Source organism: Bartonella sp. TT119HLJHH, from assembly GCF_042193385.1.
GTDB lineage: Bacteria > Pseudomonadota > Alphaproteobacteria > Rhizobiales > Rhizobiaceae > Bartonella.
In genome coordinates this window covers 1-13,646 of record NZ_JBHILS010000012.1, presented here as the reverse complement: position 1 = coordinate 13,646, position 13,646 = coordinate 1, and the positions used below count along the sequence as shown (strand labels likewise).

General features: G+C 32.8%; 11 protein-coding genes, 1 tRNA gene and 3 pseudogenes. 11 read left to right on the top strand and 4 right to left on the bottom strand.

Features of this window, described 5'->3' with window-relative positions:
* Window positions 1-672 precede the first annotated feature (672 nt).
* Window positions 673-1,025: pseudogene (locus ACFIJL_RS06985) on the top strand (integrase); the annotation flags it as partial.
* An 862-nt stretch (window positions 1,026-1,887) separates the two neighbouring features.
* Here ACFIJL_RS06985 and ACFIJL_RS06980 read toward each other — a convergent pair.
* Window positions 1,888-2,550: a lysozyme gene (locus ACFIJL_RS06980; protein ID WP_375623773.1), complete on the bottom strand. Its 663-nt coding sequence runs from the start codon at window positions 2,548-2,550 to the stop codon at window positions 1,888-1,890.
* A 1,052-nt stretch (window positions 2,551-3,602) separates the two neighbouring features.
* Here ACFIJL_RS06980 and ACFIJL_RS06975 point away from each other — a divergent pair.
* A pseudogene (locus tag ACFIJL_RS06975) lies at window positions 3,603-3,806 on the top strand (helix-turn-helix transcriptional regulator).
* 98 nt (window positions 3,807-3,904) lie between these two features.
* Here the strand turns inward: ACFIJL_RS06975 and ACFIJL_RS06970 are convergent.
* Window positions 3,905-3,980 (bottom strand) — tRNA-Thr (locus ACFIJL_RS06970).
* Between the two features lie 462 nt (window positions 3,981-4,442).
* On the opposite strand from ACFIJL_RS06970, the gene ACFIJL_RS06965 reads away from it, so the two are divergent.
* The 6 genes from ACFIJL_RS06965 (at window position 4,443) to ACFIJL_RS06940 (ending at window position 9,828) form a co-directional block, all read left to right on the top strand.
* Complete coding sequence (locus tag ACFIJL_RS06965; protein WP_375623771.1) at window positions 4,443-4,646, top strand: SlyX family protein; 204 nt, start codon at window positions 4,443-4,445, stop codon at window positions 4,644-4,646.
* A 1,002-nt stretch (window positions 4,647-5,648) separates the two neighbouring features.
* Window positions 5,649-7,076 (top strand): amino acid permease, encoded by a 1,428-nt coding sequence (locus ACFIJL_RS06960; protein WP_375623807.1) that lies wholly within the window; start codon window positions 5,649-5,651, stop codon window positions 7,074-7,076.
* Window positions 7,077-7,116: 40 nt separating this feature from the next.
* Window positions 7,117-7,797 (top strand): energy-coupling factor ABC transporter ATP-binding protein, encoded by a 681-nt coding sequence (locus tag ACFIJL_RS06955; protein WP_273790432.1) that lies wholly within the window; start codon window positions 7,117-7,119, stop codon window positions 7,795-7,797.
* A complete protein-coding gene (locus ACFIJL_RS06950) occupies window positions 7,794-8,450 on the top strand; it encodes an energy-coupling factor transporter transmembrane component T family protein (protein WP_375623769.1) in 657 nt (218 codons plus the stop codon). The genes ACFIJL_RS06955 and ACFIJL_RS06950 overlap by 4 nt, the downstream gene beginning before the upstream one ends.
* Window positions 8,447-9,004 (top strand): biotin transporter BioY, encoded by a 558-nt coding sequence (locus ACFIJL_RS06945; RefSeq protein WP_375623767.1) that lies wholly within the window; start codon window positions 8,447-8,449, stop codon window positions 9,002-9,004. The genes ACFIJL_RS06950 and ACFIJL_RS06945 overlap by 4 nt, the downstream gene beginning before the upstream one ends.
* Window positions 9,005-9,261: 257 nt before the next feature.
* Complete coding sequence (locus ACFIJL_RS06940) at window positions 9,262-9,828, top strand: biotin transporter BioY (RefSeq protein WP_375623765.1); 567 nt, start codon at window positions 9,262-9,264, stop codon at window positions 9,826-9,828.
* Window positions 9,829-9,849: 21 nt separating this feature from the next.
* Here ACFIJL_RS06940 and ACFIJL_RS06935 read toward each other — a convergent pair.
* Window positions 9,850-10,028 (bottom strand): annotated as a pseudogene (locus ACFIJL_RS06935) (single-stranded DNA-binding protein); the annotation flags it as partial.
* A gap of 361 nt (window positions 10,029-10,389) precedes the next feature.
* Between ACFIJL_RS06935 and ACFIJL_RS06930 the strand changes: the two are divergent.
* From ACFIJL_RS06930 to ACFIJL_RS06920, 3 genes are all read left to right on the top strand, one after another.
* Entirely contained in the window at window positions 10,390-10,527 is a 138-nt protein-coding gene (locus tag ACFIJL_RS06930; protein WP_375623763.1) for a hypothetical protein, read from the top strand.
* Between the two features lie 25 nt (window positions 10,528-10,552).
* Window positions 10,553-10,732, top strand: coding sequence for a hypothetical protein (locus ACFIJL_RS06925; protein ID WP_273790436.1), 180 nt, complete (start codon window positions 10,553-10,555; stop codon window positions 10,730-10,732).
* A 325-nt stretch (window positions 10,733-11,057) separates the two neighbouring features.
* A complete protein-coding gene (locus ACFIJL_RS06920) occupies window positions 11,058-11,915 on the top strand; it encodes a hypothetical protein (RefSeq protein WP_375623761.1) in 858 nt (285 codons plus the stop codon).
* Here ACFIJL_RS06920 and ACFIJL_RS06915 read toward each other — a convergent pair.
* The gene (locus tag ACFIJL_RS06915; RefSeq protein ID WP_375623759.1) at window positions 11,899-12,438 is read right to left on the bottom strand and encodes a hypothetical protein; all 540 of its coding nucleotides are present in this window, start codon (window positions 12,436-12,438) and stop codon (window positions 11,899-11,901) included. The genes ACFIJL_RS06920 and ACFIJL_RS06915 overlap by 17 nt on opposite strands.
* Window positions 12,439-13,646 lie beyond the last annotated feature (1,208 nt).

Genomic DNA, 13,646 nt, shown 5'->3' with positions numbered 1-13,646 from the left:
AAAGAAAGGATTTTTATAAGCGGGAGGATTATCAGCCGATGTCTAAGCTGTTTGCATAAATAAAGGGGAGTTTTTTGTCTTTAAACAATATGCTAGAAATTCAAAAAACTTTAGTTAACTTCATAAAAGAGGTTACACCATCTTATACAGATTGCTCTGCAAATAACACAATTGCTGGTAAGGAATGGGGCATCACCAATTTTGATTTCTAAAAAAGAAACAATACGTATTAAATAGTCTTTAACTTTACAGACTTTTAAAGAATCCTTTCAGAACCTTTTGAAAAAAGTGAATTGATAGAAGATTTTCTATCAAAATATAGCAACTTTTCTAACAAGTTACGAATAAATCTAAAAATATATATTAAATATAAAAACAGTGCGATATGCAGGCTGTCTGGGCTTTAGAAATAAGAATCAAAGCGTATAAAGATGCATAGAGGTGAGATTGAGATATACCATTTTTATGATTCAATAAAAAAAATTAAAGAAAAAATTCTATATCAAAAATTTAAGGTAGTTTAAAAGGTGGACGAGCAATGCATGGAAGGATGAGCGAGAAGGTGAATTAGGTGAGGGCGATTTATGGATTATCAGTATCTTTGTAAAAGTACCTTCTTAAGATAAATATTGTGATAAAGTAAGACAGTGGTTGAATGTTCAAAAAGATAATATGCGCTCTTAATTTTTCCGTTATACACATCACAATAAACGCCGTGAAAGGCACGGTTCTGTTACAAACTTTCTCTAAAAGCAGCATATGAGTTTGCAAGATATTAGAGTGATGTTTTAAAAGAAGGTAATGGTCCCATTTTATTTCAGGAACAAGTTATCTTAAAACAGCAAAGCAATATTTTTCAAGAAACTGCAAAAGCGACTTTTGAAAGCAAAAAAGCAGAGTTAAAAAATGAAGGTAAAAACGGTTTCTGGTTTTCTCTACTGGAGTTGCATGTTATTTCCCACATAGGAAATTTACCTATAGAAAAATTGACAGCCCAGATCATTCATAATGTGTTCCCGCCACTTTAGCATGAAAAAGCAGATATAGTGCAAAAGTATTTGCCTTATCGTCAACATCATTATTATAATTAGGAAGCTGAAGCAACGTTATTTACAAATCACATAGAGCCTATACCATTATTCATTATATAGTTCCGTAGATTGCTTTTCTTCAAGCATGCCGGCTCCTAGATATTATTTTTGTTGAAAACAGAACCTTTGTGTATGATCAGTTCTTTGAACGACGATAGTAGTGTAATCCATAAAATCCTTTCTCATCCTCTTTTGATAAGATAACAAAGATGCCCTTAGAATACATCAATAGACTTAATCATTTTACACAAATATAACCTGTTGAATCCTTTAGTTTCAACTCAGACATCTCAGTCACTCTAATTAAATCTAATCGACCACCAGAGTGTTTTAATCCTTTAAGTGCTTTTACTTTCTAATCTGAATGTATACACCTCTTTCAAATCTTTTCATTGATTGATGTTTCAGAGGAATTATATTTTTATCACTTTATTTTCCGTATATCTCTCCAACCACATAAACGTTCACCTTGTTCGTTATGTTTTAAAATATCTCTTGCCAAATTTGGACTAATGACATTGATATCTTGTCTATTCAAATAAATTGGCAGCCATCCAATACAAGAAGTTCATTCATTCGTCGCGCAGCCAGTTAGAAAGCTTAGTACGCATAGCAGCATCAGTTTTCTTATTAATCTTCATTTTCTACCTTAAGCCGTGTTGTCCTATTTTGAAAGCTTCCTTTGTTTGCTTTTGCTTCTCAACTTGTTTCCCAAGAAAAAAGGCTTTCACTAAAGCTATAAGAAAAGCTGCTATGGTCACTGATGTCATTGTTAGATATTTTTTTATCCATAAGATCATAGGCGGTGTTCTTGAAAGCGTTTAGCAATGTATACCATAGCTGTACAAGCAGCTAAAACCATAATGCCTGCTAAAACCCATTGAACAGGACCATTTCCTGAAAAAAGCCCTCCAAGCCCTGAAAAAGAACCTATGATTGGTGCAAGAGCTTCTACTTTGCAAATACCTGTTACACCTTCTGATTCTACTACATGATAATTTGGAGCAACATGAGATCCTTTCGCCCATAATCCTGCTTCGGCTGCTCGGCGATTGACAAGACCTTGGATACGTTTTCCTCCTACTCTTGTCCATTTTTGTAATTCAGTTGGTACCACTTCATATGCACCTTTATTGAGCTTTTTTAAAAGTGTAGAATTGCAAAAGGCTGTTATTCCTACGTTATAGCAAAATGATACTAATGCCGCGAATTGTTCATTGTTTAAAGGAACGGTAACGGCTTTTTCAACAACGAGTTCACACTCTCTCAAATCCTGACAAAGGATTTTTTCAGCTTCTTTTTCCGTAATTTGCATGTCTTTGTGGACGCTTGGAGCACCAGCAGCATTTGTATGTCCATAACCAATTGTCCATAGACCACCAGAATATTCATAAGCCGATAAACGTAAGCCTTCCAATTGCTTAATCAATGCAAGCCCTTCTTTTGATATTTTTCGCATTATTCTTACCTATAAAAAAACCTACACAAAGCAGGATATGAATCGAAAACTTACATCTACTCATTTTTAAGAACAGAACAGCGAAAGGGCATAATAAATTCAAAGTCTCCATAGTGAGTTATGTTAAAATCCATATCGTTTTTTGAACAAATATTATGCTAAACACCATTCATTTTGCAGCAATTGATCTCCATCTCAAGATAATAACTTTATAATAGATCCATTTATAATCAGATAGATTTTACTCATAAATTCTTACAGTTGATCCAGAATGATTTAGAAGAACTTTACTTAAAAAACTTCAATAATCCTGATGAAAAAAAGCATTTTTTAACAAAAAAATAAGAGATATAATAAGTAATGAAATAATAGGTATTGATTTTCAAGTAATTGCATAACCCATAAATTACACCATAGAATTATTTTTATAAAAACAAAAAAACATTACAGTTGAATATTATAGATCTACAAATTATCTTAGAATCAACACGATATACACGTAACGTATTATACATATTTAATAAAAAAATCTATAGTGAATTTAACTATTATTTATTTTTTCCTCTAATTGCTTAATTTTCTTAAAAAATATCTTTATGAAGGATTTTAAATAAAATGTTATATAAAACATAATCGATATTTTCTCCCTCTCTAGTAGTCTGTTTCCAACTAAAACAATATAGTAGTGGAGCATATTCAATATATGGACCAATGATATTGGATAGTGTTGTAAAGAATATTGTATTGTAATAAACTTGAACGATGATTTCGGTTTCATATATTTTTTCCATATGAATAACGCTTTCGTCTTTTTCATATGAAGCGTTTTATGGGGCATTTGAGGCCAATGGTATCATCTTTGTCTAGTGATGTATTGGCTACGTTTCCAGAAGCGTCTTAAACAAATCAATCAAGCTATTGAAATCTTTTTAGAGGCAATAATACAAGAGATACAAAAGATTTTAACAAAAAGCCGCTTGAAGATATGGGAGGTTCTCTCCTCCTAGCATCTCCGCCCATTTACATAACATAAAAAAGAGAAAGGTAATGAGATGATATTTGATGATGGCGATAGATATGTAACAACCCGTGAATGTGTACAGCTTTTTAGTGTATCCACAACAACGATTCGCCATTAGATGCTTCAAGGTGTATTTCCAAAGCCATGCAAGCTAGGGAGAGCAGTAAGGTGAAGGAAAAAAGAGATTTTAGCACTCACTCCAACGAAAAATAAGGAGCAAATAAGAACAAATTAGATAAAATTATATAAACCGTAGAAGATGGTCTAAAAGGTGGTCTGAAAATTACTGTTTAAATAAAAAGTCTATATATCTTAATGTGTTAAAGATAAAAATGGTGCCGCATGCCGGATTCGAACCAGCGACCCCATCATTACGAATGATGTGCTCTACCAACTGAGCTAATGCGGCATAGGTTTGTAAGTCAATGAAACAAAACTAATTTGAGGGTAATAGCTAAAAGTGCATATAAAAGCAAGAATGCATTTTTTCAATAGTTTATAAATATGATAATAATTTGAAGGAGAAGTATGTAAAAGTCAGAGGAAAGTATTCTTTGACCTTAGTGCTATAAAATGCTTTCCAATTTACGATAACACTTAAATTAAGAAGCTGGGAATGTAGATCTTTAGGATGAAAAATGGAGTCAAGATAACTTAGTAAAGATAAAAACATTTTCTGTTTCTTGAGAAAGAATTTTTTTGCATAAGTGATTGGGAAAATAAAAATCATCATAAACCTTTTATAAGGTGCAAATAACAAATAAGATGAGTAGAATTAGTTGAAAAGTTACTTCTCATTTTTATGGGAAGAAAAAGGGAGGAGGATTAATAAAATTAATCACGTTTTTTTATTTAAGAGGGAGTAAAAATCATGTCGGATGAAGATCGGCTGATAGAACTAGAAATGAAGCTAGCTTACCAAGAAAAATTCATTGAAGAACTTTCTCGAGAGGTAACTAATCAATGGAAAAGTTTGGATGAGATATCTAAAAAAGTTGATATTTTAGCGAGACGATTTTCAGATTTAAAAGAACAGAGTGTTACTGAAGCTGTTATCTTACCATTTTCTCAATAGGGAGGAAGGTGCGAAATATTTTTTATCACAATTGCAATTATTTACAAATTAGTTTTTATTTCACGCATTTTGTTAGACTTGTAGAATAATTTTTATAAGCTTCTTCATTAATTTTAATAAGTTCTAATCTTATAAGGAGTGCTGATATTAGAAGACGTTTTTTATATGGGGTTTCTAGTACGAAAATTAAGAAAAGTTTTTGTAGAGTATAAAGGAGCAGCTATAGAAAAATATATGAACTGCAATATTTAAAGTTTTTCTGTACAGAGTTTTCTTATAGGTGGGAGGTAGATTTATTCGCTAATTTTTTTTAAATTGATACAAATGAAGTAATGTTATCGTTATCTATAGAAATCATAAGTGAGCGCCTATATTTATAATAAAGCGTTTTAATTCTTTCTGATGATCAAGTGATTTTCAGTTGTTTTAATAAAGTGAGGGGTTTTAAGCGACATCGATTATGTTATAGTACAGAAAGCTCTAGAAGTTTTTTTCAAGATTAAATGTACTCTTTGTTATATGTATATGATATTTTGTGAAAGGGCTTTTGTTTTTCGTAATTTAAGATACAAAATACTATTGCGAAAGCACCAAAGATAGACCATGCAGGTAAATAAGTGAGAGTAATGCAAATTGAGGACAGAAAATCAGGCATTACCTTGCATAGAGATTGATTAAGGTGATAGATATCTGTTTGCAGAAGGTTTATTAAAATTTTATTAAGGGGGGTTGTTGTCCAATGTGATGTGATTACAGAGTGTGCGTTATCAATGACCAATGCTATAATGGTTAGTGTAACGAAAATGAAGGACATTAATTTAAATAAAGGGTGGAGCATATTTTTTCTTAAAACTTTAACGGGACATACGTATAATGCACAAAAAAATGAGGAGTTGCATTATGATGAGAAAATAAGTTTACGTTTGTTTTGTGTTTTTTGAAAGAGGTGCCTAATTTTTCAATAAAAGTTGAGGTTAAGTTCAACAAAAGTAGTGAGGCATGATGTCTGAAAAAAAGCACGAGGAATTGAAGCGTAGCCTTCAAAATCGCCATATTCAAATGATTGCTTTGGGTGGCGTTATTGGGACGGGACTTTTTTATGGGTCAACCGAGGCAATTCAATTAGCTGGTCCCTCAGTTATTTTATCTTATCTTGTCGGCGGGTTTATTATGTATTTCATTATGCGAATGCTTGGTGAAATGTCAGTAGAAGAACCGTCTTCAGGAGCATTTAGTTTTTTTGCTTATAAATATTGGGGGAGATTAGCTGGTTTCATAACAGGTTGGAATTATTGGTTTCTTTATATTCTTGTGAGCATGGCTGAACTTACAGTGATAGGGTTTTACCTTGATCATTGGATTTTGATTGATCATTGGAAGACATCTTTCATTGTTCTATTATTTGTTACATTTGTTAATTTGTTTAATGTTCGTTTTTATGGAGAATTTGAATTTGTTTGCGCTTTGATCAAAGTGGCTGCTGTTATTGGTATGATTATTTTGGGAATTTTTCTCATTGTCACTGGATTAGGGGAAAATCAAGCGAATATTCATTATCTTTGGGACCATGGCGGTTTTTTCCCTTATGGAGCAGTAGGGGTCGTTTTAGCAACTTCTGTAGTAATGTTTTCTTTTGGAGGAACGGAGCTTATTGGTATTGCTGCTGGAGAAGCATCTAATCCACAAAAAACAATTCCAGCGGCTATTCGTCAAGTTATGTGGAGGATTATAATTTTTTATATTGGTTCTATCAGCGTTATTATGATAATCAGCCCTTGGAATATGATTGGAAAAAATGGTAGTCCTTTTGTCACAATTTTCGAGACTATAGGAATTCCTGCTGCTGGTCATATTTTGAATTTTGTGGTGATTATGGCTGCTATTTCTGTTTACAATAGTGGCATTTATTCTAATGGCCGTATGCTTTATAGTTTAGCTGTACAAAAAAATGCACCACATATTTTTAGTAAACTGAGTGCTGCTCGTGTTCCTTATATTGCTATCCTTTTTTCATCATTATGTACGGCGTTGATTGTCGTTGTTAATGCTCTTGTTCCTGATAATAGTTTCATGCGGATCATGGCTCTTGCAACTGCAGCAGCAGTGATTACTTGGGCTATTATTGTTATTGTTCATTTGAAATTTCGCAATGCATATAAGAACAGAAAGGGCGATTTTATTTATGCATTTGGTTTATATCCTTACGCTAACTATCTTTGCCTCAGCTTTCTTGCTTTATTGTTTTGCATTATGTTTGTCAGTGGTTTTGGGAAAAATGGATTGATGACTCGACTTTTTGATATGATAGGAATAAGCGTGCCTTTTCTTGAAACATATATTCCTGTACAGATGCCTGATATGAGTTTGGCAGTCATTATTATTCCTCTATGGTGCTTGTTATTACTTTTAGGTTATAAACTGAAGCGATAGAGAAAGAAGAGCTAATAAAAGGGATTGATTGGAATAAACCTTGGGGATTATAAAATTTGATGAGGTAACACAAGTTTTTGGTGATTTGTGTGTTTTAAGAAATATTACTGTACAGCTTACCGAAAGACGAATTGCTATTATAGGTGCGAATGGTTCTGGAAAAAGTACATTTGTTCGTCTTATTAATGGGCTCCAATTACCATCTCATGGTTTTGTAAGCGTTGATGGGCTTGATACAAAACGCGATGCAAAAGCAGTAAAGCGTAAAGTTGGATTTGTTTTTCAAAATCCAGATAATCAGATTGTTTTACCATTAGTTGAAGAGGACTTATCCTTTGGTCTCAAAAATTTAAAGCTTAATAAAGATGAAATTAAGGAGCGTGTAGATGAAATTTTACAGCGCTATGAACTTCAAGATTTCAGAAATCACGCTGTCCATTTATTAAGTGGTGGGCAAAAACAACTCGTTGCTATTTCCGGTGTAGTTGCAATGAAACCAGACTACATTATTTTTGATGAGCCGACGACATTACTTGATTTGCGAAATAAGCATCGCGTTACGCAAGTGATAGAAGAATTACCACAAACTGCAATAGTTGTATCGCATGATTTAGAGTTTTTGAAAAAGTTTGATAGAGTGCTGGTTTTTGATAAAGGGGAGATAGCAATTGATGATGTACCTTTTGTTGCTATAAAGGAGTATATAAGAAGAATGTCATGATCGGTTTATATATTCCGAGGGATACATTTATTCATAGGTTAAGGCCTGGAGTTAAGTTATTATTTCTTACGGCGTGTGGAACTTTTATAATAATGGTTTCTTCCATGGCGCTTCTTGGTTTATTTTTGTTGTTTGTCATCTTATTCTATAGAGTCGCCAAGATCCCTTTCAAAACTGTGATAAAGCAATTTAAATCGATGGGATTGCTTTTAGTTCTTCTATTTGTATTTCAAACTATTTTTAGCGGTTGGCTTACGGGGGTTGAGGTCATATTACGTCTTGTTATCCTCTTTTCTTTATCATCAGTTATTTCATTCACAACAAAAGTGTCAGATATGGTGGATGCAATTGAAGCAGGCCTCCAGCCCTTTCGTTGTTTTGGTATAAATCCATCAAAAGTGAGTATGGTTATCTCTATGGCGATCAGGTTTATTCCTCTTTTGAGTGAAAAGTTTAATGAGGTACATGAAGCACAGCAAGCACGGGGACTTAATACTAACATTGTTGCTCTTGCGATACCTTTAATTATACGGACCATAAGAATGGCGTCAGAAGTGGCTGAAGCATTGGAAGCGCGTTCTTATGATGCTGATACTATTGATACAGCATCTCGTAATAATCAGAGTTTTTATAGTAAAAGAAGAATTAAATGAATACAAAAGATTTAGTTTATATTGCTTTATTTGCCGCTATTTATGCTATTTTGGGCCTTTTCCCTTCTATTTATCTTCCTTTTCTTCTAGGGGTACCTGTTACAGCTCAATCGATGGGACCGATGCTAGCAGGGTCTATACTTGGGGCAAAAAGGGGTGCTTTAGCGTCACTCCTTTTTCTTGTTCTTGTTGCGATTGGATTACCTCTGTTGTCTGGTGGTCGTGGTGGAATCAGTGTTTTTTCAGGGATTGCAAGTGGTTATTTAATAGGTTTTCCATTTGCCGCATTTTTTATTGGTTTAATGGTAGAGTTGTTTTGGCAGCGGTTAAATTTTATAATATTATTTATGATAAATACTTTTGGTGGCATTGGGATAGTTTATTCTTTTGGGGTTCCATGGACAGCGTATATGACCAAAGTTTCTTTACTGAATGTTTTAATGGCTTCATCAGTTTTTTTGATAGGCGATTGTTTAAAAGCGTTGATTGCATCCTTTATTGCACTCGCGATTAAAAGATCTGTTCCTCTCATGCATTCAAAGCATAATAACTAAAATAAATGCATTATTTTGTTATGCTGTTGTTATATAATATTCGTATATCACTATTATTGAATTTAACTATAGCAATTTATGATGTAATTAAACATTGTAGAATCTAATATGATTCATATAAGTAATATTATTAAAATAAATTATTATAATATTTTTCTCTATATCTAAGGCATTTAAAGTGTACTTTTATAAATCTGATACTTTTTATTAATTGTACAACAATAACGAAAGCTTTTCCCTAGTGAAGGAATAATTCAGTGAATACAAAAGATTTGGTTTATATTGCTTTATTTGCCGCTATTTACGCTATTTTGAGTCTTTTTCCTCCTATTTATCTTCCTTTTTTGCTGGGTGTCCCTATTACAGCTCAGTCTATGGCTCCGATGTTAGCAGGCTCTATACTTGGAGCAAAAAGGGGAGCGTTAGCATCACTTCTTTTCCTTGTTCTTATTGCAATTGGGTTACCTCTATTGCCTAGTGGTCGTGGTGGAATTAGTGTTTTTTCAGGAGTTACAAGTGGTTATCTGATTAGTTTTCCATTTGCTGCATTTTTTATTGGCTTTATGGTAGAATTGTTTTGGCAGCGGTTAAATTTTATAATATTATTTGTGATAAATACTGTGGGTGGCATTGGGATAGTCTATTCTTTTGGAATACCATGGGTAGCGTATATGACACAGGTTCCTTTGCTGACAGTTTTAATAAGTTCATTAGGTTTTTTTGTTAGTGGTTTCTTGAAAGTGCTGATTGCATCCTTTGTAGCGTTGACCATTAAAAAAACCGTTCCTCTCATTCATTCGGAAAAAGGGGCAATTTTGTACTGAAGAACAAGTTTTGCCAAATGTATGTAGATTAAAAAGCATCACGGAATACCATTTTGTTTTGTCTACTTTTTATTGGTATTTTTATCTGTATAGCTCTCAAAGGTAGCCATACGAAAGTTGAATATTTCGGCACCAAAATTCATTTTTTTGCTTTCAGGAGCAGCCCCTAAATAGCCAATTAATATCATTTTATTCAACAGGCTTGTAAGTTTTATTCGATTTGCATATTATATGCATAAAGCCTTAGAATAATTTATTATTTTTTTAATATTTTTAGTTAATTAATCACTAATTTTAAAAGTATTAAATTATATTAATTGTACAAAAACATGGATAATTCAGTGTTCATCTAAAACTCTTGATGTATATAATGCCCTTATAAATGTGTTAATATAAGGTATAAAAATAAGATTTGAATGGAATGAAGCTAAAACAAAAAATAATCTTAGAAAGCACCGTGTAAGTTTTGAAATAGTCGCATGTGTTTTTTCGGACCCATTCTCCATAGCTAAACAAGAACGTATTGAAAACGGAGAGTATGGTTAGCAAGCTTTATGGCTCATGGATGGTTTTTTATTATTATTCGTAGCGCATACTGTCTATGACGATAAAGATGGCATAGAGGTAATCCGTATTATTTCAGCACGGCGAGCCAATTTGAAAGAGAGGAAACGTTATAAAGAAGAAAGTTCATTATGAAATTGAGGTAGGTAACTTATCAGCTTTGACAGATGAACAGAGAGTTGAAATTGATAAATTGGCTGTAATGTCAGATAGTGCAATTGATCATAGAGATATTCCGTCACTCAATGATGTGTTCTGGAAAAATGCCGTTCGCAATCCATTCTATAAACCACCCAAAACTGTCACAACAGTGCGTGTGGATTCAGACGTTCCAGCGTGACTTTAAAAGTCAAGGGAAAGGATATCAAATGCGGATTAACGCCATTTTACGTGATGTCATGCTTCGTTCAATGCACTGATTTCTCCTCCACTTAAAAGCCGAGAAGGGGGAGCCCATATTCTAAAAATCTAAGCAGTTTTCACTGCAGAGTTCTCTAAAATTTGTATTGCTTTTGCAATTAAAATTTTATAACTTCGATCTTTAACTAATTGATTCTAAACAATACAATATATTTTGGATACACCACCTTCTCGTGGTCACTAAGATAACTTGGGCAACATCTACCACCCGATAAGACTATAGACATTGTAATTATGTTAACTTTATGAATACCCTTAACTTTCTTTCTTATAAATATAAAATAGATCCAGCCTCAGAATTAGTTAATATCAATGATGCTGATAAATTTTTAGAGGAAGGAAGATATGATTTTAACCGTGATAATCAATGTGTTACCTTAATAATTGAAAAGTTTTCTGTGAACTCGAAGATCTGCTATTGGATTTATGTTTTAACGGGAGAAAATAGTCCTTATAACCCCGAAGTGATTGATTCTGAAAATGACTTTCAGAATATTCCTAACCCACGTCCTAGAAAATATGTTGAACAGAATAAGCAATATTTTGGAATTTTGATTCCTATAGAGTTTACTCTTTTTTCTTCAAATAAAGAGTTAAACAAATTCTTGCAGCTACACTACAAAAAATCTTTTCCCCCGAAAACGATTGATATCTCACCTGATATTGTTGGTAAGGAAGAGTTCGAAAAAAAATTGCTTTTAATTAAAGAAATAAAACTGAAATATACACAACCAAAACAACTAGATTTTTTTGCAATGCAATCAGAAGACAACTTGCTAAAGATGGCTAAACTTTTGTTGGGTGAATTTCCCACGGATGGTTATTCTGAAATGGAACTTGACTTGGGTATCAAATTTAAAGAAAAAAATAATTTAAAGAATTATTTTTTGAATCTTTTAAAAAAATATAAATTAAATCCAGCATTTAAAAACATAAGTTTTGTTGGAAAGACACATAATAATTTTGATATAATCTTTAATACTGAAACTTTTCAACATAAATTTTCTATTAAAACAAGTAAAAATGATAATGGTATGTATAATGAAGGTCATATAAAAGAAAAATTAAAGCATGAAATCGTAAGTTTTACTGTATCTCTTTAATAGAGCACTGTAGCGCGTAAATAGATATATTTATTAAACTGCGTGTACGCAACATAAGAAAGAACACACAGACTAAAAAAAAGTACCAAATTATAATATTTGAATATCCAAGAGCAATATCTAAGTACCAAAGTATGGTATCCAATGAAAAAGAAAACTTGTGCTCCACGTACTTAGAAATGACAGGAAAAGAAACAGTTTCTTTATAACTACTTGGGAAAATTAAAACGACAAGCGCTAAAATTATTAACTTTAGGAGACTGTGCATATACTGTTGTAAATCACATGTTAATCTCTTCCAACCTGTTGTATTGCCGCATTTATATTGTGGGTTGTTTTGCAACTCAGAAGGGATATTAGAATTGCATAAAATTGCAAAAACAGTTGTTACGATCACCAAAGAAATAGACGCGAATGTCAAAATACCCTGAATAAAGTCAAGATTTTTTCTTATTCCTAAAAAACATACAAATATAAAAATTATAACGCCAAACAAGGCTTTTCTCTTCTTATCTGTAAACATATTTATTTCCTGTGAAAAAATTATGATCTCAATTTCTTAAATTATTTTCTGATATAAAAACACAAACTACCTTTTAGTCTTTTTAGCATTTGCTTTTCTTTTAATAGCAATATCTTCTATTGCATCCAGTTGCTTTTAATATTTTAGTTAACCTCGTTTATGATTTATCTATAGTTGATGATAGCTTTAAACACAGAGCTCCATAATAATCCCAAACTCTTGCTTGCATTTTGATACCCAAATCCACCTTTCAAAAAAGCCCACCGCACTGGCAATCAGTTCATAAAGATTAAAGAAAAGCTCTGTTATTTCAAAAATACACGAAAGGGAATCATACCTGCCGCAACATTTTTTGCGCTGATGCTGGCTACTCATGTTTTAAAAAACAAATATTTTGAAATTCACGTATCCTAAAATCCTTAATTTGTATTAATGGATTTATTTACTTTATAAATTTGATACTATAGAGCCATTTTGGCTTCTAGAAATATATTGTACATTAAAAAAACTTTTTAATCACTCTTTAAATGCATATCCAATCCAAAAATGATCAGCATTTTTCACTATTTTGCTATTTTTTAGAAGTCTATTTTAAACTCTCCTATCATTGATTCATGAAGAGTTTTGGCTCGTGAAAGAAGATCTTTTTCAATCTCTTCACAATACTTAGAAAAGTCTGTTGCTCTTGGAATGATTTTTTAGACATGACTTCTACGTTGCTCTGCAAAATGCGTTTTAAGGACTCTTTCAAAATCAATAAGAAAATACCTTTGAGTTCAGTTTGATAAGCTTGAGAAGAGGCGTCATCGTCCATATATTTTCGCATGTGGAAACTACCACAAGAGAACAAGCGAAAAGTATTAGAGATATCATCATTTGAAGCTTTTACAGCAATAAACCTGTGAAGCCATATGCAAGTCTCAAGTGCATTTTCTTCATTCGGTTTTTGTTTTTAATTTTCCATACGACACACTGCTATTTCAGGTTATTACTTTGTGTTGATTAAGATTTGTAAGGAAAATTGATTGGCAAGCAGTTAAGGCTGAATTTAAAGACTGGGATTATAAAGCCCAAGGGCTGACAGAAGCCGGTGCGGCTCTCGTGGCCTTGGCTGTCACGGCGGTTACGGGTGGAGCAGCCTCGGGCGCTGCCAGTGCCATTACCGGTGCTTTGGGGCTTGGCTCGAGCACCGCCATGAATGCGGCGAT